Raw genomic sequence first — 20,856 nt, 5'->3', positions numbered from 1 at the left:
CTCTTACGCTGCCTTCTTTTCGGCGCCGGTCTCTTCGGCTTCGGGCGGGAACGGGAAGCCGAACAGGCGAAGCAGCTCGCGCGCTTCGTCGTCAGTCTTCGCGGTCGTGGTCACGATCACGTCCATGCCGCGCACCTTGTCGATGCGGTCATAGTTGATCTCKGGGAACACGAGCTGCTCCTTCAGACCGCAGGCATAATTGCCGCGACCGTCGAAGCTCTTGGGGTTCAGCCCGCGGAAATCGCGAACGCGGGGAAGCGCGATCGTGATGAAGCGATCGAGGAACTCGTACATGCGCTCGCGGCGAAGGGTGACCTTCACGCCGATCGGCATGCCTTCACGCAGCTTGAACTGCGCGATCGACTTCTTCGCCTTGGTGACGACCGGCTTCTGACCTGCGATCAGCTCCATCTCGCCCGCGGCCTGCTCGACCTTCTTCTTGTCCTGGGTCGCTTCGCCAACGCCCATGTTCAGGACGATCTTGTCGAGACGCGGGATCTCCATCACGTTCTTGTAACCGAACTTCTCGGTCATCGCCTTGACGATGCGATCCTCGTAGATCGCCTTCATCCGCGGCTTGTAAGCGTCAGCCACTGATCTTCTCCCCGGTCTTGACGGCCACGCGGACCTTCTTGCCGTCGACCGTCTCGAAACGGACGCGCGTCGGCTTGCCGTCGGCGGTCACATGAGCGACCTTCGAGACATGCAACGGTGCTTCCGAACGCTTCAGGCCACCCTGGGGGTCGCCCTGGCTCGGCTTGGTGTGGCGGATCGCGATATTCACGCCCGACACGATGACCTTGCCGTCCTTCGGCATGGCCTGGGTGACTTCACCGGTCCGTCCCTTGTCCTTGCCGGACAGGACGATGACGCGGTCACCCTTCTTGATCTTCGCTGCAGCCATTACAGAACCTCCGGCGCCAGGCTGATGATCTTCATGTGCTTCTTGCCGCGGAGCTCGCGCACCACTGGGCCAAAGATACGGGTGCCGATCGGCTCCTCGTTCTTGTTGACCAGCACAGCCGCATTCGAATCGAAGCGGATCACGGTGCCGTCTGCACGGCGAATGTCCTTCGCGGTCCGCACGATGACGGCGCGGTGAACGTCGCCCTTCTTCACGCGGGCACGGGGTGCGGCTTCCTTGACGCTGACGACGATGATGTCGCCTACGCCTGCGGTGCGGCGCTTGGACCCGCCAAGCACCTTGATGCACTGCACCCGCTTCGCGCCGCTGTTGTCAGCGACCTCGAGATTGGACTGCATCTGGATCATCGATCCGGTTCCTTCTCACTCTGGGGCCGATTCCGACCGGACCCCGCCTAAATTCGCGACGGATTAACCGTCGATGGTTGCCCGCTCGGGGGTCGCGTGGGTGTTGACCCGCTCGATCACCTTCCAGGTCTTCAGCTTGGAGATCGGGGCGGTCTCTTCGATCCGCACCGTTTCGCCCTGCTTGAACTCGTTCGCCTCGTCATGGGCGTGATACTTCTTCGTACGGCGGATGATCTTGCCGTAGAGCGCGTGCTTCACCTTGCGCTCAACGTTCACAACCACCGTCTTGTCGGTCTTGTCCGAGACGATCACCCCGGTCAGCACGCGCTTCGGCATGTCTCTCTTCCTTACTTGGCGTCGGCCGAGCGCACGCGCTGGCCTTGCAGGGTCTTGATACGGGCGATGTCACGACGGACCTCACGAACCCGGCTCGGCTTTTCGAGCTGGTTCGTTGCGGCCTGGAAGCGGAGGTTGAAGGCCTCCTTCTTCAGATTGCCCAGCGCTTCGTCGAGCTGGTCGTCGGTCTTCGTCTTCATGTCTTCGATAGCGCGGGCCATCATGCAACTCCCAGATGCGAGGTGTCGCCGAGACGGGCAACGACCTTCACCTTGATCGGCAGCTTCATCGCGGCGCGGCTGAACGCCATCGCGGCAACGTCGCCAGGAACACCGTCCAGCTCGAACAGGATGCGGCCGGGCTTGACCCGTGCCGCCCAATATTCGGGCGAACCCTTGCCCTTGCCCATGCGGACTTCGGCAGGCTTGGACGTGACCGGCACGTCCGGGAAAATGCGGATCCACAAACGCCCCTGGCGCTTGATGTGACGCGTGATCGCGCGGCGAGCCGCCTCGATCTGCCGCGCGGTGATCCGCTCGGGCTCCATCGCCTTCAGCCCGTAGGAGCCGAAGTTGAGCGTCGTGCCGCCTTTCGCATCACCGGAAATCCGGCCTTTGAACTGCTTGCGGAACTTGGTCTTTTTGGGTTGCAGCATTGCTATGGTTCCTTAGCGGGCCGGACGCACGCCGGAGGTTTGAGCCTCCATCATGATCCGGTCCTGCGCCATCGGGTCGTGACCCAGGATTTCGCCCTTGAAGATCCAGACCTTCACGCCGCACACGCCATAAGCGGTGTGTGCAGTCGCTTCGGCATAATCGACGTTCGCGCGCAGCGTGTGCAACGGAACCCGGCCCTCACGGTACCATTCCGACCGTGCGATCTCGGCGCCGCCGAGACGGCCGCCGCAGTTGATCCGGATGCCCTCGGCACCGAGACGCATCGCCGACTGAACCGCACGCTTCATGGCGCGGCGGAAAGCGATACGACGCTCGAGCTGATCGGCGATGCCCTGCGCGACGAGCTTGGAGTCGACCTCAGGCTTGCGGATCTCGACGATGTTCAGCGAGACGTCCGAAGAGGTCATCTTGCCGAGCGTGCGCCGCAGCTTCTCGATGTCAGCGCCCTTCTTGCCGATGATCACGCCGGGGCGCGCAGCGAAGATGGACACGCGGCACAGCTTGGCCGGACGCTCGATCACCACCTTGGAGATCGCCGCCTGGGGCAGCGTCTTCATGATGAATGCGCGGATCTTGAGATCCTCGAGCAGAAGGCGGCCATAATCGGCGCCCTCGGCATACCAGCGGCTGTCCCAGGTGCGGTTGATCTGAAGCCGAAGCCCGATCGGATTGCTCTTCTGACCCATTAGGCTTCTTCTTCTTGCTGTTCGCGAACGACGATGCGCAGGCGGCTGAACGGCTTGAGGATGCGTGTCGACTTGCCGCGGCCGCGCGTGGCGAACCGCTTCATGACGATCGACTTGCCGACCGAGGCCTCCGACACGACGAGCGCGTCGACATCGAGGTTATGGTTGTTCTCGGCATTGGCGATCGCCGAGGCGAGCACCTTGCGCGCATCGACAGCCATGCCCTTGGTCGAAAAGGCGAGGATGTTCATCGCATCGCCGGCCTTCTTGTTGCGGATCATCGCAGCGACGAGACCGAGCTTCTGGGCCGAGCCGCGAATCTGCGTGCCCACCGAGAGAGCTTCCTTCTCACCGACCTTGCGGGGGGATTTAGCCTTCGACATCAGCGCTTGCCCTTCTTGTCGGCGGCGTGGCCGGGGAAGTAGCGCGTCGGCGCGAACTCGCCGAGCTTCATCCCGACCATGTCCTCGTTGACGGACACGGGCACGAACTTGCGGCCGTTATAAACGGTGAACGTCAAGCCGACGAACTGCGGCAGGATCGTCGAGCGGCGCGACCAGGTCTTGATCGGCGCGCGCGCGTTGGTTTCCTGGGCGGTCTCTGCCTTCTTGAGCAGATGGAGGTCCACGAACGGACCTTTCCAGACTGAACGAGCCATGGCGGTTAGCCCTTCTTCTTGGCGTGACGCGACCGGATGATCATCTTGTCGGTCGACTTGTTGTGACGGGTGCGAGCACCCTTGGTCGGCTTGCCCCATGGGGTGACCGGATGACGGCCGCCCGAGGTCCGGCCTTCACCACCGCCGTGCGGATGGTCGACCGGGTTCTTGGCGACGCCGCGGGTCAGCGGGCGCTTGCCGAGCCAGCGATTGCGGCCGGCCTTGGCGAGGTTGGTGTTGCCGTTGTCCGGGTTGGACACCGCACCCACGGTCGCCATGCAGTTCGAGTGGATATAGCGCTGCTCGCCCGAATTGAGGCGAACCATCACCATGCCCTTGTCGCGACCGACGACCTGCACATAAGTGCCTGCCGAACGGGCGAGCTGGCCGCCCTTGCCGGGCTTCATCTCGACATTGTGGACGATCGTGCCAACCGGCATCTGGCCCAGTTCCATCGCATTGCCCGGCTTAACGTCGGTCTTCTTGCCGGCAACGACCTTGTCGCCAACGGCGAGGCGCTGCGGCGCGATGATGTAGGACAGCTCTTCGTCCGGATATTTGATCAGGGCGATGAAGGCGGTGCGGTTGGGATCATATTCGATCCGCTCGACCGTGCCGTCCACGTCCCACTTGCGACGCTTGAAGTCGATCAGGCGATAACGCTGCTTGTGACCGCCGGCGATACCACGCGAGGTGACATGGCCCTTGTTGTTGCGGCCACCCGTCTTGCGCTTGCCTTCGGTCAGCGCCTTGATCGGGCCGCCTTTGTGCAGAGCGCTGCGGTCGACGAGGATAAGTCCGCGTCGTGCCGGGCTGGTTGGATTATAATGCTTGAGTGCCATGTTACTGGACTCCCGTCGTCACGTCGATCGACTGGCCGTCAGCCAGGGTCACGATGGCTTTCTTCATGTCGGAGCGCGTGTAGGGCGTGCCCTTCCACTTCTTCGTCTTGCCCTTCTGGACGATCGTGTTGACCCCCAGGACCTTGACGTCGAACAGCGCCTCGACGGCCGCCTTGATTTCACGCTTGGTCGCGTCGTTCGCGACCTTGAACACCACGGCGTTCTGCTCGGAGAGCAAGGTCGCCTTTTCGGTGATGTGCGGCGCGAGGATCACGTCATAATGACGGATATCGACGCCGGCTTTCTGCTTCTTAGCCATTGAAGCGCGCCTCCAGCTTTTCGACAGCAGCGCGGGTCAGCACCAGCGTGTCATGCTTCAGAATGTCGTACACGTTGGCGCCGGCGGCAGGCATCACGTTGATCTGGCGGAGGTTGCCCGCGGCGAGCGCGAAGCTCGTCTCGACCATGTCGCCGTCGATCACCAGGGCCGTCTTGCCGAAGCCGAGCTTTGCCCATTCAGCGGTCAGCGTCTTGGTCTTGCTCTCGTTCACCGCGAGGCTGTCCATGATGACCAGCGAACCCGCCTTGGCGTGGCTGCTGAGCGCCATCTTCAGACCCAAAGTGCGGATCTTCTTGTTCAGCGACGGATTGAAGTCACGGACGCGGGCGCCGTGAGCCTTACCACCGCCGACAAAGGTCGGAGCGCGGCGATCGCCGTGGCGAGCCGTACCGCCGCCCTTCTGACGACCGAACTTCTTGCCGGTGCGGGCAACGTCAGCGCGCTCACGCGTGCCGCGTGCGGTCGCACGGCGCTTTTCGAGCTGCCAGGTGACGACGCGGTGCAGGATGTCGGCGCGCGGATCGAGGCCGAAAACCTCGTCGTTGAGATCGAGCTCCGCGGCTTTCGCCTTGGCGTCGAAGGACTGAATCTTGACCTTCATGTTCAGCCCTCCTGGCCTTCGGTCGCTTCCACGGCCTGGACGTCCTCAGCGGGCGTCTCGGCAGGAGCTGCGGTGTTGCTGTTGGCGGCGGCCTTCAGGCCGGCCGGGTAAGGCGCATCGGCGTGCCGAGCGACCTTGATCGAATCCTTGACGAGCAGCCAGCCGCCCTTCGAGCCGGGCACCGAGCCCTTGACGAAGATGAGGCCGCGCTCGGCATCGGTCGAAACGATTTCGAGATTTTGCTGGGTGCGGTTCTTGTCGCCCATGTGACCGGCCATCTTCTTGTTCTTGAAGACCTTGCCCGGATCCTGGCGCTGACCGGTCGAACCGAGCGAACGGTGCGAGACGGAAACGCCGTGAGTGGCGCGCAGACCGCCGAAGCCCCAGCGCTTCATGCCGCCCTGGAAGCCCTTGCCCTGGGTGACGCCCTGGATGTCGACGATCTGGCCGGCGACATAATGGTCAGCCGAAATCTCGGCGCCCACGTCGAGCACGGCATCGTCAGACACGCGGAACTCAGCCAGCTTCGCCTTGGGCTCAACTTCGGCCTTGCCGAAATGGCCGCGCTGCGGCTTGGCGACGTTCTTCGCCTTGGCAACGCCAGCACCAAGCTGAACGGCTACATATCCATCACGATCGGCCTCGCGAACGGCCACAACTTGCAGATTTTCCAGCTGCAGGACGGTGACGGGCACATGGCGCCCATCGTCCTGGAACAAGCGGGTCATCCCCATCTTTTTCGCGATCACGCCAGTGCGCATGACCAATGCTCCCATAACAGAGGCCCACTTCGGACAATCCCGAAGCGGGCGTGCTCAGCCCATAAAATGTAACGTGCCCCGTCCCGGGCTGGTGCCCAGCTAGCTGGGCGTGACGGGGGACGCAGACCCCGGCAAGCCGGGCGGTATCCCTATCTGGTCCCGCTTATCGCGGAACCGAATCTCTTTGCGGAGCGCAGCCCTTAGGCCAGCTTGATCTCAACATCAACACCCGCGGCAAGATCGAGCTTCATCAGCGCGTCTACCGTCTGCGGGGTCGGCTGAACGATGTCCAGCATCCGCTTGTAAGTACGAACCTCGAACTGCTCACGCGACTTCTTGTCGATGTGCGGGCCGCGGTTCACCGTGAACTTCTCGATGCGCGTCGGGAGGGGAATGGGGCCGCGGATGAGTGCGCCGGTGCGGCGCGCCGTGTCGGCGATGTCGCCGGTGGCCTGATCGAGCACACGATGATCGAATGCCTTCAGACGAATCCGAATATTCTGCGTTTCCATAACCCTACCGATGCGAAAGAGCGGGTTGCCCGAGGACAACCGAACCATTGTTCACTGAAATAGCAACCGCCCGACTCCCACAGGGAATCGGGCGGTGGCGCGTCTATATTACTTTGAGATGCCGCTGACAATCCCCGAACCGACGGTGCGGCCGCCTTCACGGATCGTGAAGCGCTGACCAACGTCCATCGCGATCGGCGCGATGAGCGTAACGCCCAGCGCGATGTTGTCGCCCGGCATCACCATCTCGGTGCCCTCGGGGAGCTGAACCGTGCCGGTGACGTCCGTGGTGCGGAAGTAGAACTGCGGACGATAGTTGGCGAAGAATGGCGTGTGACGGCCACCCTCGTCCTTCGACAGCACGTACACTTCCGACTGGAAGTCGGTGTGCGGCTTGATCGAGCCCGGCTTGCAGAGAACCTGGCCACGCTCGACCTCTTCACGGCCGACGCCGCGGATCAGCGCACCGATGTTGTCGCCGGCCTGGCCCTGATCGAGCAGCTTGCGGAACATTTCGACGCCCGTGACGGTGGTCTTGCGAACCGCCGGGTGGATGCCGACGATCTCGACTTCCTCGCCAACCTTGACGATGCCGGTCTCGACGCGGCCGGTGACGACCGTGCCGCGACCCGAGATCGAGAACACGTCTTCGATCGGCATCATGAACGGCTTGTCGAGCGGACGCTCGGGCTGCGGCAGATATTCGTCGACAGCCTGCATCAGCTTGAGAACGGCGTCATGGCCGATCTCGGGCTGCTTGTCGTCGAGCGCGCACACTGCCGAGCCACGGATGACCGGAATGTTGTCGCCGTCGAAATCATACTTCGACAGAAGCTCGCGGATTTCCATCTCGACCAGCTCGAGGATTTCCTCGTCGTCGACCAGATCGACCTTGTTCATGAACACGACCATCGTCGGCACGCCGACCTGACGTGCGAGCAGGATGTGCTCGCGGGTCTGCGGCATCGGGCCGTCAGTCGCGGACACGACCAGGATCGCGCCGTCCATCTGGGCGGCACCGGTGATCATGTTCTTCACATAATCGGCGTGGCCCGGGCAATCGACGTGCGCATAGTGGCGCGCGGTCGTCTCATACTCGACGTGTGCGGTCGAGATGGTGATGCCGCGCTCGCGCTCTTCGGGAGCCTTGTCGATGTTCGCGTAGCTGGTGAAGGTGGCGCCACCGGTCTCGGCGAGCACCTTGGTGATCGCGGCCGTCAGCGACGTCTTGCCATGGTCGACGTGACCGATGGTGCCGATGTTGAGATGCGGCTTTGTCCGCTCAAACTTTGCTTTTGCCATTTTCGCCTCTTCTTATTCAAATTCCGGGGGTCGCTGCAGAGCCGCGCGGAAGCGGCCCTTTAGCGAGTGATTTCAGATTATGCCAGCTTCGCTTTCACTTCTTCAGCGACGTTGGCGGGCACCTCGTCATAATGCGAGAACTGCATCGAGTATTGCGCCCGGCCCTGGCTGAACGAGCGGAGCTGGTTCACATAGCCGAACATGTTCGCCAGCGGCACGATCGCCTCGACGGCGGTCGCGTTGCCGCGGGTGTCGGTGCCCTGGATCTGGCCACGACGGCTGTTCAGATCGCCGATCACGTCGCCGAGATAATCCTCGGGCGTCACGACCTCGACCTTCATGATCGGCTCGAGCAGCTTGATGCCGGCCTTCTGGGCCGCTTCACGCATCGCGCCACGCGCGCAGATTTCGAACGCCAGCGCCGACGAGTCGACGTCATGATATTTGCCGTCGATCAGCTGCACTTCGAAATCGATGATCGGGAAGCCGATCAGCGATCCGGTCTCAGCCGTTTCGCGCATGCCCTTCTCGACTGAAGGAATATATTCCTTCGGGACGTTACCGCCCTTGATCTGATCCGAGAACACAAAGCCTGACCCACGCTCGCCGGGGATGACCTTGATCTTGATCTCGGCGAACTGGCCCGAACCACCCGACTGCTTCTTGTGGGTGTAGGACATTTCGATCGGCTTCGCGAGATACTCGCGATACGCCACCTGCGGCGCGCCGACATTCGCCTCGACCTTGAACTCGCGCTTCATGCGATCGACCAGGATCTCGAGATGGAGCTCGCCCATGCCCTTGATGATGGTCTGGCCGCTCTCGACGTCGGACGTCACGCGGAACGAAGGATCCTCGCGAGCGAGACGATTGAGCGCGATGCCCATCTTCTCCTGGTCGGCCTTTGTCTTCGGCTCCACAGCGACCTCGATGACGGGATCCGGGAATTCCATCCGCTCGAGGATGATCGGAGCGTTCGCCGCGCACAGCGTATCACCGGTCGTGGTGTCCTTGAGGCCCGCCAGAGCGACGATGTCGCCGGCATAGGCCACCTGGATGTCCTCGCGGTCGTTCGCATGCATCAGCAGCATGCGGCCAACCTTTTCCTTCTTGTCCTTGACCGAGTTGACCACCATCGACGCAGTCTCGAGCTTGCCCGAGTAAATGCGCGCGAAGGTCAGCGTGCCGACGAACGGATCGTTCATGATCTTGAACGCAAGCGCCGAGAAAGGCGCATCGTCGGCCGGCGGACGCGAATCCGGGGTCACGCCGTCGAGCTTCAAGCCTTCGACGTCCTTGATGTCCAGCGGCGACGGCAGATAGTCGACAACGCCGTCGAGCAAAGGCTGAACGCCCTTGTTCTTGAACGCCGAGCCGCACAGCACCGGCACGAACGAGAAGTTCAGCGTGCCCTTGCGGATCAGCTTCTTCAGCGTCGCGACATCGGGCTCATTGCCTTCGAGATAAGCCTCCATGATGTCGTCGTCCTGCTCGACGGCCATCTCGATCAGCTCGGAACGGGCGGTCGCAGCCAGATCGGCGAGATCGGCGGGAATGTCCTGATATTCGAACTTCGCGCCCAGGCTCTCTTCGAGCCAGATGATCGCGCGGTTCTCGACCAGATCGACCAGGCCCTTGAAATCGCTCTCGAGGCCGATCGGGAGATACAGCACGGCGGGACGCGCGCCGAGACGATCCTTGATCATCTGAACGCACATGTTGAAGTTCGCGCCGGTACGGTCGAGCTTGTTGATGAAGCACATCCGCGGCACGTGATACTTCTCGGCCTGACGCCAGACAGTCTCGGACTGCGGTTCAACGCCGGCAACGCCGTCGAAGCATGCGACCGCGCCATCGAGCACGCGCAGCGAACGCTCGACTTCAATCGTGAAGTCGACGTGGCCGGGGGTGTCGATGATGTTGATGCGGTGATCGTTCCAGAAGCACGTCGTGGCTGCCGACGTGATCGTGATCCCGCGCTCCTGCTCCTGCTCCATCCAGTCCATCGTGGCGGTGCCCTCATGGACTTCGCCGATCTTGTAGGACTTGCCGGTGTAGTAAAGGATACGCTCGGTCGTCGTCGTCTTGCCGGCGTCGATGTGCGCCATGATGCCGATATTGCGGTACATGTCGAGCGGATGGCTGCGGGCCATGATCGTGTTTTCCTTAGCGATGCAGGAGGCCGGGGATTGCCCGGCCTCCCACATATAGGTCGTGAGGTTCACCAGTGCCAGAGTGCCGAAACCGGCACCCCAGGCTTACCAGCGGTAATGACTGAAGGCGCGGTTCGCTTCGGCCATACGGTGCGTATCTTCGCGCTTCTTCACCGCGTTGCCGCGGTTGTTCGACGCATCGAGCAGCTCTCCCGAGAGACGTGCCGACATGGTGTTCTCCGACCGCGCACGCGCGGCGGTGATCAGCCAGCGGATCGCCAGTGCCTGGGCGCGCTCGGGGCGCACTTCGACCGGGACCTGATAGGTCGCACCGCCAACGCGGCGCGAACGGACTTCGATGCCCGGCTTCACATTGGCGAGCGCCTCGTGAAACACGCCGATCGGATCCTTCTTGGCGCGCTGCTCGACCGTTGCGAGGGCACCATAGACGATCAGCTCGGCGACGGACTTCTTGCCGTCCAGCATGACGCTGTTCATGAACTTGGAGAGAACCTCATCCCCATACTGGGGATCAGGCAGGATGACCCGCTTTTCGGGACGACGACGACGTGCCATGTGATTTCTTCCTTTAAACTTCAGCCCTTGATGATCGGCCAATCAGGCCGACCGGCTTACTTCGGACGCTTAGCGCCGTACTTGGAACGCGACTGGCGGCGATCCTTGACACCCTGTGTGTCGAGCACACCGCGGAGAACGTGATAGCGGACGCCGGGAAGATCGCGAACGCGACCGCCACGGATCAGCACAACGGAGTGCTCCTGCAGGTTATGCCCTTCGCCAGGGATGTAGCTGATGACTTCGCGCTGGTTGGTCAGGCGGACCTTGGCAACCTTGCGCAGAGCCGAGTTCGGCTTTTTCGGAGTCGTCGTGTAGACGCGGGTGCAGACACCGCGCTTTTGCGGGTTCTGTTCCATCGCAGGGACCTTGGACTTGGCCTTCTGCGGATCGCGGCCCTTGCGGACCAGCTGGTTAATCGTCGGCATTGAAGCCTTCACCTTTCAAGTGGTTACTTTGCTGGAGCCTTTACGCTCGGGAATACAAAAAGGACCGCTAGGGGCGCTGACGCCCCCCGGGCCCTGGAATGCATCCAGCAATGTTCAAGCATGCCCGGGAGAGGACATGGTCCGTCCGGGCAGCGGCGCCTATACAGGCCGACTCGGGAGTGGTCAACAGCGCCGCACGGGGAAGTTCAGGCGGCGCCCGCGCCCCCACCCGATTGCATCGATGGCAGTGGCGATCTGCCGAGCAGGATGCGCGCATAGCGGACCAGCGGCTTCTCCACCAGCAGATGCACAGCCACGCCGAAACCGGTCGCGACCAGTACCACGATGAGGATGAGTGCGGCGCGCGGCATCCAGGGTGTCAGCCGCGCGAGTATGCCGAGGCTCCCCGACACGGCATGCGGATGGAACAGATAGATCGCATAAGAAGCACTGCCGAGCAGCTCGCCGATCCTGCGCGGCCAGCCTTCGGGGCAGCGGACATGGACCGCGTAGAACAGCAACGGCATGAACAGCAGCGAGCACCAGGCCACCCGGCCCGGCGCGGTCATGTGCCCCACCCCCCAGGAAATCGCCGCCACCGCCACGACGAATCCGATAGCGAGCAGCAGCAGCGGCTCGATCGGCGCAGCAAAGTCGCGGTGCGTCCACCGTTTCAGCCAGATGATTCCGATCAGCATCCCGGCGCCGAATTCGAGATTGCTGGGCGACGCAATCATGAGCACAGCGCCCTGCACCATCCCACGGTCATGCGGCAGCGCACCGAGCGCGATCAGGACGAGGGGCAGGGCGAGCCAGAGCCACATCAGAATGCGCCCCAGCCGCACCGTCAGCATGGCGAGCGCGAAGACCAGATAGAAGACGAGTTCCTGGCGCAATGTCCAGATATGCGGCGGCAGGATATTGCCCGGCAGCAGCAGCATCGCATGCACATAAGGCGTGAGCGGCGGCACCCCGTGCCGAAAGGCCAGCTGGAGCAGCAGATAGGAAATGATCGCCAGCCACATCAGCGGCACGATCCGCGCGAAGCGCCGCGCGAAGAAATCCCGCAGCTTCATCGCCGGTGCGAGCTCGGCGCCCTGCAGCGCGACGATCGTGATGATGAAGCCGCTGATCAGGAAGAACAAGTCGACGCCGCGCGCACCATTGCCGGTAAAGGTCCATGCCGGGGAATTGCCGAAATATTTCGAGAAGGCGGCGGTGCCCGCGGCATGATCGACAACGACAGCCAGCGCGGCGATCCCGCGAAGATACTGAACGCCGACGATTTCACTACGACGCATCAGTGCTTCCCCACCTCATCCCCGAGGGATCGCTACGCCGGACGACGCCGCGGCTCAATCCTTCATGGTGGGTCGCCTATAGCGTAACCCCGCGATATAGCGCCGCCGGTGACTCATGATCTCCTCATCATTGGCGGCGGTATCAACGGCTGCGCGATCGCGCGCGAAGCCTCGCTGCATGGCCTGAAAGTCCTGCTCGTCGAGCGCGACGATCTCGCCGGCCACACCTCCTCGGCCTCGACCAAGCTGATCCATGGCGGTCTGCGCTATCTTGAATATTACGAGTTCAAACTGGTCGCGGAAGCGCTTCGCGAGCGCGAGCGGCTCGTCCATGCCGCCCCGCACATCATCGCGCCGCTGCGCTTCGTCCTGCCGCAGGAGAATGCGGTGCGGCCCTGGTGGATGGTCCGGCTCGGCCTCGTCCTTTACGACCTGCTCGGCGGCAAGATGACCCTGCCCCGCTCGCGCGGCCTGCGGGCGACCGACACTGCCTATTCCGCGCCGCTGAAAGGCGGCAATCGCGGCTTCGTCTATTCGGACGCCTCAGTCGACGATTCGCGCCTGACCGTCCTCAACGCAGTCGACGCAGCCGCGAACGGCGCCGATATCCGGGTCGGTGTCGCCCTCGAATCGGCCCGGCGCGACGGCGAGGTCTGGCGCGCCAGGCTTTCCACCGGCGAGGAGGTTTCAGCCCGCGCGATCGTCAATGCAGCCGGACCCTGGGTCCACCGCATGCTCGACGATCTCGGCGTCAGCGCGAAGAGCGGTGTCCGGCTGGTCAAGGGCAGCCATATCCTCGTGCCCAGGCTGTATGACGGCGATCACGCCTATATCCTGCAGCTTGCCGACCGCCGGATCATCTTCGCCATTCCGTATCAGGGCGAGTTCACCGAGATCGGCACCACCGACATCCCGGTCGAAAAGCCCGAAGATGCCATCATCAGCCCGGACGAGATCTCCTATCTCTGCGAGGCGGTGAACACCCATTTCATCAAGCAGGTCACGCCTGCCGATGTCACCTCGACCTGGTCAGGCGTGCGCCCGCTCTACGACGACGGTGCGAGCGAGGCCAAGGCGGTGACGCGCGACTACGTCCTCGAACTCGACACCCAGGGCCCTGCCCTGCTCTCGATCTTCGGCGGCAAGATCACCACTGCCCGCCACCTCGCCGAAGAGGCGATCGAAAAGCTCGCCGGCCCAATGGGCTTCGCGCAGCGCCAGGTGACACGGGCGCGGGTATTCCCCGGCGGCGCGATTCCCGATTTCCCCCTCTTCTTGGCTGAAGTCCGTAAGACTTGGCCATTCCTAGGCGCCGCTCGCTCGGCGCGGATGGCGCATGCCTATGGCTCGATGCTGACCGAAATGCTCGGCGGAGTGACCGACGAGGCCGCGATGGGCGCCGATCTCGGCGGCGGGCTCACCGAAATCGAGGCGCGCTGGATGCGAGATCGCGAGTGGGCGCGCACGCCCGAGGACGTGCTGATGCGGCGTAGCAAGTTGGGCTTGCATCTGAACGGGGAAGAGCGCGCTGCTTTCGCCGAACATTGGGAGCGGATCGTCAGCGCCAAGCCCAAACGCGTGATCGTACCGACCCCCTATCCCGATTTCCAACGCCTCTACCTGTCGATGTTAGATGTCCGGCGAGGCTCGTTTCATTTCGATATGCTTCCTGCATGGCTCGACCAGCATGCACATGTCGCCGCCGACTGGTTCGCCGCTCTGCGCAGCAACATCACATCAACACGCAGATTTTCAGAGGATGAAAGTTGGGCGCTCTATGCCTTCTCGCGAGTCAACGACGCGCTCTTGCTCAACTTCCAGCCGAACATTTCCGATGCCAACGACGAGATTGAGGGCATCTCTCCTGATGCATATCGCGCATTCATGGAGAAACTTGGTTTGGATATCCTACCGGCACAACCTTCCTTCTCCCCTTTCCATCATGAGATCGTGACCGTCGAGCAAGAGAATGATCCCGCAGCTCCTGTATTGGTGTTGCGGGAGCTCTGGCCAGCGCTGATGCTTGGTCCGCTCATGATTTCGCGCGCGGGAATCGCCGTAACCGCCGGGCGCGACCACGCATGCAAGCATATCGCCGAAAACTCGACCCTGTATTGGACCTTCATGCGCCGAAACCGGCCAGTAAAAGACCTCTCCCATGGCTGGGGCCACAATTCGCAGTGGAGAACGGACTTCCGCTGCGACCTTGAGATTGACGGGACCTATGTCTTCAACGCCAAGGTGATTGCCAGGCCAGATTTCGACGACGGCGACCTGGATAACCTTACCGAGAAAGAACGGCAGGAGCTCCTAGTCAATCGCTGCTTTATAACCTGCAGCAAGCCGCATGAAGACCTTTGGCCATTCGATGATCGAATCTCGCTGCCTATGAGTGGGCAAACGATTTAGCTGAGGAAGCTCGCCAGCGCGTTCGGGTGGATCGCCCAGCCCGCAAAGCCAGCAATTCCCATCAGCAGGCCGAAACCGCCAAAGCCCCAAGCCGTGAACAGCAACCAGCGCGTCTCGGCGAGCGCCGCGACCGCCGCCAGCGACACAGCGATCGAGATGAGTGCGTCCGACATATCGAACTGGTCATCATGCACGTTGAGCGCGTCATATTGCGCGTCGTCCGCCTGTGCCTTCGCCCTGAGCACAGGCGCCTCGGCGGCATATTTTCTGGCCTCGGCATCCATCGTCGCCAGCGCGGTGTGCGCCGCCCCGGAAGGATGGTCGCCCGCGATCAGCGCCATCTCAGTGCGGGCGGTATCGACGATATGCGCCTTGGTCTTCGTCGCCTGATATTCGGACCAGGTGTCGATCGCGTCGCTCTTGGAGAGCTGCATCGCCTGGACGAGATTGTCGTCCTTGATATTGGCCACCGCCATGAACACCGACAGGGTGACGACCGTCATCGCCACCAGCCGGTTCAGGGCGCGATCCTTGCCCTCCTCGGCAAGATCCGCTTCGAGCTCCATTTTTTATTCTCTATCATGATAAAAGGGGCTCCCGGGACATTAAGGATGGTGTCCCGGCGGGCGCGGCGCAATAGCCAGATTTTGACGAAAGGGCCGCGCCCATAGTAGCGCGCCCGCATGGCCGACTTGCCTTACCCCATCCGCGTCGCTGCGCTGTACCGGTTCGCCCGCTTCGCCGACCCGGCCGCACTGCGCGCGCCGCTGCTACAGGCGTGTGAAGCGCAAGGCATCAAGGGCACGCTCCTTCTCGCGCGCGAGGGCATCAACGGCACCATCGCCGGCACGCCCGACGGCGTGGAACGCGTCCTCGCCCATATCCGCGCCCTGCCCGGCTGCGCCGACCTCGAGGTCAAGGACTCGACCGCCGAGACCATGCCGTTCCACCGCATGAAGGTCCGCCTCAAGCGCGAGATCGTGACGATGGGCGAGCCCGATATCGATCCGCTCCAGGGCGTCGGCCATTATGTCGCGCCTTCCGACTGGAACGCGCTGATCGAACAGCCCGACACGATCCTGATCGACACCCGCAATGATTATGAGGTGAAGATCGGCAGCTTCGCCGGCGCGATCGATCCGCAGACCCACAGCTTCCGCGATTTCCCGGAATGGTTCCGCGCCAATCGCGCCTCACTGCTCGAAGGTGCTGCCCAACCGAAGATCGCGATGTTCTGCACCGGCGGCATCCGCTGCGAAAAGGCCACTGCCTTCCTCAAGGCCGAAGGGCTGGACGAGGTCTACCACCTCGAAGGCGGCATCCTGAAATATCTCGAGGAAGTGCCGCCCGAACAAAGCCGCTGGGAAGGCGAATGCTTCGTCTTCGACGAACGCGTCGCGGTCACGCATGGCCTTGGCGCGGGCACCCACGCACTCTGCCGCGGCTGTCGCATGCCGGTCAGTCCCGAAGACCGTGCCTCACCGCTCTATGAGGAAGGCGTAAGCTGCCCGGCATGCCACGCGACGCGCGACGAAAGCCAACGCGCCGGCTATGCCGAGCGCCACCGCCAGGCTTTGCTCGCGAGCGCAAGCGGAAAGAACCATATCGGCGCGATCTATCCGCGCGATAGTGCAATCAAAGCTTAACCCCTGTCGTTCTACCAGCTTCTTGTCACGCTGGGGAAAGGCACGACAATGAGCAACACTCAATTACTCGTCGTCATCATCACTCTTGTCGTCGCCGGAGTGTTCCTTCTTGTCTGGCGACGCCGCGACAAGGGTATCCAGCCCTGAAGTGCAAAGTCGCGGTCGACTGATCGACCGCGAACCGCGCCTTACGCTCCCCGCCGCCTCAATAGGAGCGGCCGACCAGCACCCGCTCAACCGCGGGCGCGCCGGTAAACACGCACACCCCGTCGACCGCCGCCGCGTCCATCGGCGCATTGCGGATCGTCAGCTTCAGTGCCTTGAGTCGCTCGCCCACGGCATCGAGCTCGGCGGCCGTCGGCTTCGACCATTGCACCTCGACCCAGCCCGGATTCTTTACGCCCTCAGCGAACGCCCGCTCGATCCCCGCGAAATCGGTCACATCGCGTGCGATATTCGCCTCGAGCCGCCCGCGCGCTTCCGCATGGAGGCTTGACTGCACGCTCTCCAACATACCGGTGACCTCACCAAGGAATTCGCCCTGAGGCACCACCTTGCTGTCGAGCTTGCCGTCCTCGCGGTACAGCCGGTCGCGCCGGATCACCGACACATTGCCGCCGGCCACATCGCGGCCGCCCACCTCGATGATGATCGGCGCGCCCTTCTTCACCCAGCCCCAGCGCTTGGTCGCCGCCTTGGCTGGCTTCAGATCGAGCAACGCCCGCACCGGCTCGCCGAGCGCTGACAGCGACGCGAGCTGCTGCTGCAGCGTCCTGCAATACTCGACGATGGCCGCATCCTCCGGCTGGTCGCGCAGCATCGGCACGATCACGACCTGCCAAGGCGCGATCCGCGGCGGCACGCGCAGGCCATCGTCATCGCCATGCACCATGATGACGCCGCCGATCATCCGGGTCGAAACCCCCCAGCTCGTCGTATTGGCAAGTTCGAGCTCGCCCGCCGCGTTCTGGAAGCGGATGTTCTGCGCATGCGCGAAGTTGGTGCCGAGGAAGTGCGAGGTGCCCGCCTGGAGCGCCTTCCCATCCTGCATCATCGCCTCGATCGAATAGGTCGCGACCGCGCCGGGGAAACGCTCATTTTCCGGCTTCTCGCCGGCGACCACCGGCAGCGCGAGGCAATCCTCGGCAAAGCTGCGATAGACTTCGAGCATCTTGAGCGTCTCTTCGCGCGCCTCTTCGGCAGAAGCGTGCGCGGTATGCCCTTCCTGCCACAGGAACTCGCTGGTGCGCAGGAACATGCGGGTGCGCATCTCCCAGCGCACGACATTGGCCCATTGGTTGATCAGCACCGGCAGATCGCGCCACGACTGGATCCAGCGCGCAAAGGCAGTGCCGATCACCGTCTCCGACGTCGGCCGCACTACCAGTGGCTCTTCCAGCTTCGCAGTCGGATCGGGCATCAACCCGCCCTTGCCGTCGCTCACCAGCCGGTGATGCGTGACGACCGCCATCTCCTTGGCAAACCCTTCGACATGCTCAGCCTCCTTCTCGAAATAGGAGAGCGGGATGAACAAGGGGAAATAGCAATTCTCATGGCCGGTCGCCTTGATCCGGTCATCGAGCAGTCGCTGGATGCGCTCCCAGATGCCGTAACCCCATGGCCTGATCACCATGCAGCCGCGCACGCCGGATTCCTCGGCAAGATCGGCTTCCGAAATGACGGACTGGTACCAGGCGGAAAAATCGGCCTCGCGGGTGACGGGGAGTGCGTGTTTGATCATGGCCGCGGCGGATAGCGGGAAAGGCGAGCAGGATCAAAGGGGCGTTCGATCTTGCTTGCGGAATCCCATCGCCGCGAACTAGCGTGACGTCGGGGGAAAGTGTTTATGTCCTATATCAGTCGCGAAAATGCTTATCGCGGAGGCGCCGCGGTCGGCCTGACCGGCCTCGTGGCGGTGGCGTTCGGCCGCGCTGCTATCGGACTTGTCATGCCGGTCTTCGGCCTGGGCCCCGCGCCCTCGACGGTTGAGATTCACCGGCAGTTGATCGCGGACCCTGTCTCAGGCCCAATCGTACAGACAATCAACGAGAAATTTCCGACAGAACTCGGCCGGATCGAGCACCAGGTGCAGTCGCGTATGCGCACCTATGACGACTATAACGCGATCGCCAAGGCGGTGCGGACTGAGTTCTCCGGCCTTTATCGGCAACACCTGCCTGATCTGGCGCAGGCGCCGCACGCGAACCTGACCGAGGTAGCCGCCGCGCGGCTCGACCTGATCAATGAACTGCACGCAGATTCGCCAAGCCTTTGCGCTGCGTTCGGTGCAGGTAAGGTCAGCCCCTCGGAACTGCCTGAAGGCCGGCCACGCGAGTTGCTGATTGCGCTGTCCCAGGCTGAATGGCGTGGCATGGCGGCCGGTCGCGACACACCGGCGGGCCGACGGGTCGGCCCCCTCTCGCCGACCGATGCGAAGGCGCTCGTCGCCGCGATGAGCAAGGACGGCACCTCCAGATTGGAGATGGAGACCTTTGCGCGCGGCCAGATCAACGACGCGGGTGTCGATATCGCCTGCGGCGCCACATATCACGCACTTCGCGCTGTCAGCACTTTGCCGGAAGCGCAGCGCGACCGGGTGGTAGCGGCCATGATCGCACCCCAGGCCAGCTGAGGTCCGGCTGAAAAATTCGACGACAGCTCCTTAAAGCGCGGGGGCCTCCCCCCGATCCGCTCCCTCGATCGATACCGGCACCTCAAAAAACTTTTTGCAATTGCTCCCAAGGAAATCCCGGCCCTGCGCGTCCCAGTCACATGCGGATCAATGAAACCGCTGTCATCTGGGAGAATTGCATGCCCCGTTTTCACAATCGGTCGCTCATCGGATTTACCGGCCTCGCGCTGCTTTGCCCTGCCCCACTGCTCGCGCAGGACAAGGCCCCGGTTGGGGCTCCAACCGAGGAGGCCAGCGGCCAAGGCGACGTCGCCGTCACCATCTACAATAACGACCTCGCCTTGATCCAGGATGTGCGCACCCTGGACATTGCCAGGGGCCGGAGCCGGATCGAATTTCCGGACGTGTCCAGCCGGATCCGCCCCGAAACGCTCAGCTTCGCTGCCGCGGGCGCCGCGATCGCTGAACAGAATTTCGATTTCGATCTGCTCAGCCCAGACAGCCTGATGCAAAAGGCCATCGGCCAGACAATCACCCTCGTCCGCACCAATCCTGCCACGGGCACGGAAACCCGCGAACGGGCGACCGTGCTTTCGACAGCCGGTGGAGTCGTCGTCCGGATCGGGGACCATATCGAAGTGCTGCGCGACGACGGCTTGCCGGTTCGCGCGATCTTCGACCGCGTGCCCCCGAATCTGAGGGCGCGGCCGACCCTTTCGGTGACGGTGCAGAGCGACCGGGCCGGATCGCGCCCGGCCTCGATCCGCTATCTTACCCCGGGCATGGGATGGAACGCCGATTACGTCGCGCTTTATGACGAGACGAAGGGCGTGATCGACATGCAGGGCTGGGTCACGCTCACCAACCAGACGGGCACCAGTTTCGTGAATGCCGCTACCGTGCTGGTCGCGGGCAGCCCCATGGTCACCAGCGGCAACGGCGATGCCGGTCCCTACAACCAATATAACCGCCGACCAGTGCAATCCGGCATGGTGAGGGCGGGCACTGAGAAGACCAATCGCGACCAGCTGGGCGATTATTATCTCTACCCGATTGCCGGGCGCACGACGATCGCCAACGCCCAGACCAAGCAGGTGGGTTTCCTCGATGTTGCGGGCGTGGCAGCACGCAAAGTCTATGGCCGCACCATCGACTGGATGCAGAATGACCCGGCGCCGGTCAATGTAGCGAGCCAGATCGCCTTTTCGACGTCTCGCGCTGGAGGCCTGGGCGATGCCTTGCCCGCCGGCACCGTCCGTTTCTATCAGCGCGACAGCAAAGGTACGCCGCAGTTCATCGGCGAGAACCGGATCGGGCATACCCCGACCGGAAGCGACATGCTGCTGACCACCGGCGACGCCTTCGACATCCTCGTCCAGGCCAATGTGGTGAAGCACGAGGCGATCACCAGTGCGGAATGGCAAACCACGGAACGCTATCGCGTGATCCGCAACGGCGTCACCGTCTCACAGGTCGATGTCGATCGACCCCGGACCTTTTATCGCACGACGATGCACTACAAGCTAACCAACGCCAAGTCGCAGCCGGTGACCGTGAGTCTGGTCCAGGCCGGGCTGGATCGGGGCTGGTGGAGCCTCGACTACCGCGTCGTCAGCGAAACCGTAAGCGGCGAGCAGGTCAATTCCGACCGGCGCAAATGGGAGGTCCCGGTGCCAGCCAATGGCGCCACCGATCTGACCGTCGTCTTCGACAGCCGGTACTGA

24 protein-coding genes and 1 pseudogene are annotated in these 20,856 nt (G+C 62.9%); 4 read left to right on the top strand and 21 right to left on the bottom strand.

The genetic code is table 11. The features are described 5' to 3' along the window. Window positions 1–3 precede the first annotated feature (3 nt). The 19 genes from rplE to AC1DVS_RS10650 all read right to left on the bottom strand — a co-directional run bounded on the left by rplE (window position 4) and on the right by AC1DVS_RS10650 (window position 12,445). A complete protein-coding gene (gene rplE, locus AC1DVS_RS10740) occupies window positions 4–594 on the bottom strand; it encodes a 50S ribosomal protein L5 (RefSeq protein WP_478022793.1) in 591 nt (196 codons plus the stop codon). After that, window positions 587–904 carry a 50S ribosomal protein L24 gene (gene rplX, locus AC1DVS_RS10735; RefSeq protein WP_478022792.1) on the bottom strand — a complete coding sequence of 106 codons (318 nt, stop codon included), beginning with the start codon at window positions 902–904 and terminating at the stop codon, window positions 587–589. The genes rplE and rplX overlap by 8 nt, the downstream gene beginning before the upstream one ends. Beyond that, window positions 904–1,272, bottom strand: a complete 369-nt coding sequence (gene rplN / locus AC1DVS_RS10730) for a 50S ribosomal protein L14 (protein WP_343890840.1) — start codon at window positions 1,270–1,272, stop codon at window positions 904–906. Before rplN ends, rplX begins: the two co-directional genes overlap by 1 nt. A gap of 63 nt (window positions 1,273–1,335) precedes the next feature. Beyond that, window positions 1,336–1,608: a 30S ribosomal protein S17 gene (gene rpsQ / locus AC1DVS_RS10725; RefSeq protein WP_478022790.1), complete on the bottom strand. Its 273-nt coding sequence runs from the start codon at window positions 1,606–1,608 to the stop codon at window positions 1,336–1,338. An 11-nt stretch (window positions 1,609–1,619) separates the two neighbouring features. Further along, window positions 1,620–1,829 (bottom strand): 50S ribosomal protein L29, encoded by a 210-nt coding sequence (rpmC, locus tag AC1DVS_RS10720; RefSeq protein WP_478022788.1) that lies wholly within the window; start codon window positions 1,827–1,829, stop codon window positions 1,620–1,622. Continuing rightward, complete coding sequence (gene rplP, locus AC1DVS_RS10715; RefSeq protein ID WP_343890837.1) at window positions 1,829–2,263, bottom strand: 50S ribosomal protein L16; 435 nt, start codon at window positions 2,261–2,263, stop codon at window positions 1,829–1,831. Before rplP ends, rpmC begins: the two co-directional genes overlap by 1 nt. Before the next feature lie 12 nt (window positions 2,264–2,275). Next, window positions 2,276–2,971, bottom strand: coding sequence for a 30S ribosomal protein S3 (gene rpsC / locus AC1DVS_RS10710; RefSeq protein ID WP_478022786.1), 696 nt, complete (start codon window positions 2,969–2,971; stop codon window positions 2,276–2,278). After that, a complete protein-coding gene (gene rplV, locus AC1DVS_RS10705) occupies window positions 2,971–3,354 on the bottom strand; it encodes a 50S ribosomal protein L22 (protein ID WP_478022784.1) in 384 nt (127 codons plus the stop codon). Before rplV ends, rpsC begins: the two co-directional genes overlap by 1 nt. Then, complete coding sequence (gene rpsS, locus AC1DVS_RS10700) at window positions 3,354–3,629, bottom strand: 30S ribosomal protein S19 (protein ID WP_034161646.1); 276 nt, start codon at window positions 3,627–3,629, stop codon at window positions 3,354–3,356. Before rpsS ends, rplV begins: the two co-directional genes overlap by 1 nt. Before the next feature lie 5 nt (window positions 3,630–3,634). After that, the gene (gene rplB, locus AC1DVS_RS10695) at window positions 3,635–4,471 is read right to left on the bottom strand and encodes a 50S ribosomal protein L2 (RefSeq protein WP_478022782.1); all 837 of its coding nucleotides are present in this window, start codon (window positions 4,469–4,471) and stop codon (window positions 3,635–3,637) included. Window position 4,472: 1 nt separating this feature from the next. Beyond that, complete coding sequence (locus AC1DVS_RS10690; protein ID WP_478022780.1) at window positions 4,473–4,790, bottom strand: 50S ribosomal protein L23; 318 nt, start codon at window positions 4,788–4,790, stop codon at window positions 4,473–4,475. Then, window positions 4,783–5,412, bottom strand: a complete 630-nt coding sequence (gene rplD / locus AC1DVS_RS10685; protein ID WP_478022778.1) for a 50S ribosomal protein L4 — start codon at window positions 5,410–5,412, stop codon at window positions 4,783–4,785. Before rplD ends, AC1DVS_RS10690 begins: the two co-directional genes overlap by 8 nt. Before the next feature lie 2 nt (window positions 5,413–5,414). Further along, on the bottom strand, window positions 5,415–6,173 hold the full coding sequence (gene rplC / locus AC1DVS_RS10680) for a 50S ribosomal protein L3 (protein ID WP_478022776.1): 759 nt from the start codon (window positions 6,171–6,173) through the stop codon (window positions 5,415–5,417). A 200-nt stretch (window positions 6,174–6,373) separates the two neighbouring features. Continuing rightward, entirely contained in the window at window positions 6,374–6,685 is a 312-nt protein-coding gene (rpsJ, locus tag AC1DVS_RS10675; protein WP_034161642.1) for a 30S ribosomal protein S10, read from the bottom strand. 108 nt (window positions 6,686–6,793) lie between these two features. After that, entirely contained in the window at window positions 6,794–7,987 is a 1,194-nt protein-coding gene (tuf, locus tag AC1DVS_RS10670; RefSeq protein ID WP_478022774.1) for an elongation factor Tu, read from the bottom strand. A gap of 77 nt (window positions 7,988–8,064) precedes the next feature. After that, window positions 8,065–10,140, bottom strand: a complete 2,076-nt coding sequence (gene fusA / locus AC1DVS_RS10665) for an elongation factor G (RefSeq protein ID WP_478022772.1) — start codon at window positions 10,138–10,140, stop codon at window positions 8,065–8,067. A gap of 105 nt (window positions 10,141–10,245) precedes the next feature. Further along, window positions 10,246–10,716 (bottom strand): 30S ribosomal protein S7, encoded by a 471-nt coding sequence (rpsG, locus tag AC1DVS_RS10660; protein ID WP_478022770.1) that lies wholly within the window; start codon window positions 10,714–10,716, stop codon window positions 10,246–10,248. A 56-nt stretch (window positions 10,717–10,772) separates the two neighbouring features. Next, entirely contained in the window at window positions 10,773–11,144 is a 372-nt protein-coding gene (gene rpsL / locus AC1DVS_RS10655; RefSeq protein ID WP_019516007.1) for a 30S ribosomal protein S12, read from the bottom strand. 206 nt (window positions 11,145–11,350) lie between these two features. Further along, on the bottom strand, window positions 11,351–12,445 hold the full coding sequence (locus tag AC1DVS_RS10650; RefSeq protein ID WP_478022768.1) for an acyltransferase family protein: 1,095 nt from the start codon (window positions 12,443–12,445) through the stop codon (window positions 11,351–11,353). A gap of 108 nt (window positions 12,446–12,553) precedes the next feature. Between AC1DVS_RS10650 and glpD the strand changes: the two are divergent. Next, window positions 12,554–14,002 (top strand): annotated as a pseudogene (gene glpD, locus AC1DVS_RS10645) (glycerol-3-phosphate dehydrogenase); the annotation flags it as partial. 848 nt (window positions 14,003–14,850) lie between these two features. Here glpD and AC1DVS_RS10640 read toward each other — a convergent pair. Beyond that, a complete protein-coding gene (locus tag AC1DVS_RS10640) occupies window positions 14,851–15,420 on the bottom strand; it encodes a DUF4337 family protein (RefSeq protein WP_478022767.1) in 570 nt (189 codons plus the stop codon). Between the two features lie 117 nt (window positions 15,421–15,537). On the opposite strand from AC1DVS_RS10640, the gene trhO reads away from it, so the two are divergent. Then, window positions 15,538–16,500 carry an oxygen-dependent tRNA uridine(34) hydroxylase TrhO gene (gene trhO, locus AC1DVS_RS10635; protein WP_478022765.1) on the top strand — a complete coding sequence of 321 codons (963 nt, stop codon included), beginning with the start codon at window positions 15,538–15,540 and terminating at the stop codon, window positions 16,498–16,500. Between the two features lie 205 nt (window positions 16,501–16,705). Here the strand turns inward: trhO and proS are convergent, their stop codons facing one another. After that, window positions 16,706–18,241, bottom strand: coding sequence for a proline--tRNA ligase (gene proS, locus AC1DVS_RS10630; protein WP_478022763.1), 1,536 nt, complete (start codon window positions 18,239–18,241; stop codon window positions 16,706–16,708). Window positions 18,242–18,346: 105 nt separating this feature from the next. On the opposite strand from proS, the gene AC1DVS_RS10625 reads away from it, so the two are divergent. Then, window positions 18,347–19,132: a hypothetical protein gene (locus tag AC1DVS_RS10625; RefSeq protein ID WP_478022761.1), complete on the top strand. Its 786-nt coding sequence runs from the start codon at window positions 18,347–18,349 to the stop codon at window positions 19,130–19,132. Between the two features lie 179 nt (window positions 19,133–19,311). Continuing rightward, window positions 19,312–20,856 (top strand): DUF4139 domain-containing protein, encoded by a 1,545-nt coding sequence (locus AC1DVS_RS10620; RefSeq protein ID WP_478022759.1) that lies wholly within the window; start codon window positions 19,312–19,314, stop codon window positions 20,854–20,856.

The organism is Sphingomonas sp. P3_C5, from assembly GCF_056402635.1.
This window is presented reverse-complemented; position numbering and strand designations above follow the sequence as displayed.

Bases quoted from the DNA above. Each gene is read 5' to 3' on its own strand.
- rplX (WP_478022792.1), bottom strand. From the start codon at position 904: ATGGCTGCAGCGAAGATCAAGAAGGGTGACCGCGTCATCGTCCTGTCC.
- rplN (WP_343890840.1), bottom strand. From the start codon at position 1,272: ATGATCCAGATGCAGTCCAATCTCGAGGTCGCTGACAACAGCGGCGCG.
- rpsQ (WP_478022790.1), bottom strand. From the start codon at position 1,608: ATGCCGAAGCGCGTGCTGACCGGGGTGATCGTCTCGGACAAGACCGAC.
- rpmC (WP_478022788.1), bottom strand. From the start codon at position 1,829: ATGGCCCGCGCTATCGAAGACATGAAGACGAAGACCGACGACCAGCTC.
- rplP (WP_343890837.1), bottom strand. From the start codon at position 2,263: ATGCTGCAACCCAAAAAGACCAAGTTCCGCAAGCAGTTCAAAGGCCGG.
- rpsC (WP_478022786.1), bottom strand. From the start codon at position 2,971: ATGGGTCAGAAGAGCAATCCGATCGGGCTTCGGCTTCAGATCAACCGC.
- rplV (WP_478022784.1), bottom strand. From the start codon at position 3,354: ATGTCGAAGGCTAAATCCCCCCGCAAGGTCGGTGAGAAGGAAGCTCTC.
- rpsS (WP_034161646.1), bottom strand. From the start codon at position 3,629: ATGGCTCGTTCAGTCTGGAAAGGTCCGTTCGTGGACCTCCATCTGCTC.
- rplB (WP_478022782.1), bottom strand. From the start codon at position 4,471: ATGGCACTCAAGCATTATAATCCAACCAGCCCGGCACGACGCGGACTT.
- AC1DVS_RS10690 (WP_478022780.1), bottom strand. From the start codon at position 4,790: ATGGCTAAGAAGCAGAAAGCCGGCGTCGATATCCGTCATTATGACGTG.
- rplD (WP_478022778.1), bottom strand. From the start codon at position 5,412: ATGAAGGTCAAGATTCAGTCCTTCGACGCCAAGGCGAAAGCCGCGGAG.
- rplC (WP_478022776.1), bottom strand. From the start codon at position 6,173: ATGCGCACTGGCGTGATCGCGAAAAAGATGGGGATGACCCGCTTGTTC.
- rpsJ (WP_034161642.1), bottom strand. From the start codon at position 6,685: ATGGAAACGCAGAATATTCGGATTCGTCTGAAGGCATTCGATCATCGT.
- tuf (WP_478022774.1), bottom strand. From the start codon at position 7,987: ATGGCAAAAGCAAAGTTTGAGCGGACAAAGCCGCATCTCAACATCGGC.
- fusA (WP_478022772.1), bottom strand. From the start codon at position 10,140: ATGGCCCGCAGCCATCCGCTCGACATGTACCGCAATATCGGCATCATG.
- rpsG (WP_478022770.1), bottom strand. From the start codon at position 10,716: ATGGCACGTCGTCGTCGTCCCGAAAAGCGGGTCATCCTGCCTGATCCC.
- rpsL (WP_019516007.1), bottom strand. From the start codon at position 11,144: ATGCCGACGATTAACCAGCTGGTCCGCAAGGGCCGCGATCCGCAGAAG.
- AC1DVS_RS10650 (WP_478022768.1), bottom strand. From the start codon at position 12,445: ATGCGTCGTAGTGAAATCGTCGGCGTTCAGTATCTTCGCGGGATCGCC.
- AC1DVS_RS10640 (WP_478022767.1), bottom strand. From the start codon at position 15,420: ATGGAGCTCGAAGCGGATCTTGCCGAGGAGGGCAAGGATCGCGCCCTG.
- trhO (WP_478022765.1), top strand. From the start codon at position 15,538: ATGGCCGACTTGCCTTACCCCATCCGCGTCGCTGCGCTGTACCGGTTC.
- proS (WP_478022763.1), bottom strand. From the start codon at position 18,241: ATGATCAAACACGCACTCCCCGTCACCCGCGAGGCCGATTTTTCCGCC.
- AC1DVS_RS10625 (WP_478022761.1), top strand. From the start codon at position 18,347: ATGTCCTATATCAGTCGCGAAAATGCTTATCGCGGAGGCGCCGCGGTC.
- AC1DVS_RS10620 (WP_478022759.1), top strand. From the start codon at position 19,312: ATGCCCCGTTTTCACAATCGGTCGCTCATCGGATTTACCGGCCTCGCG.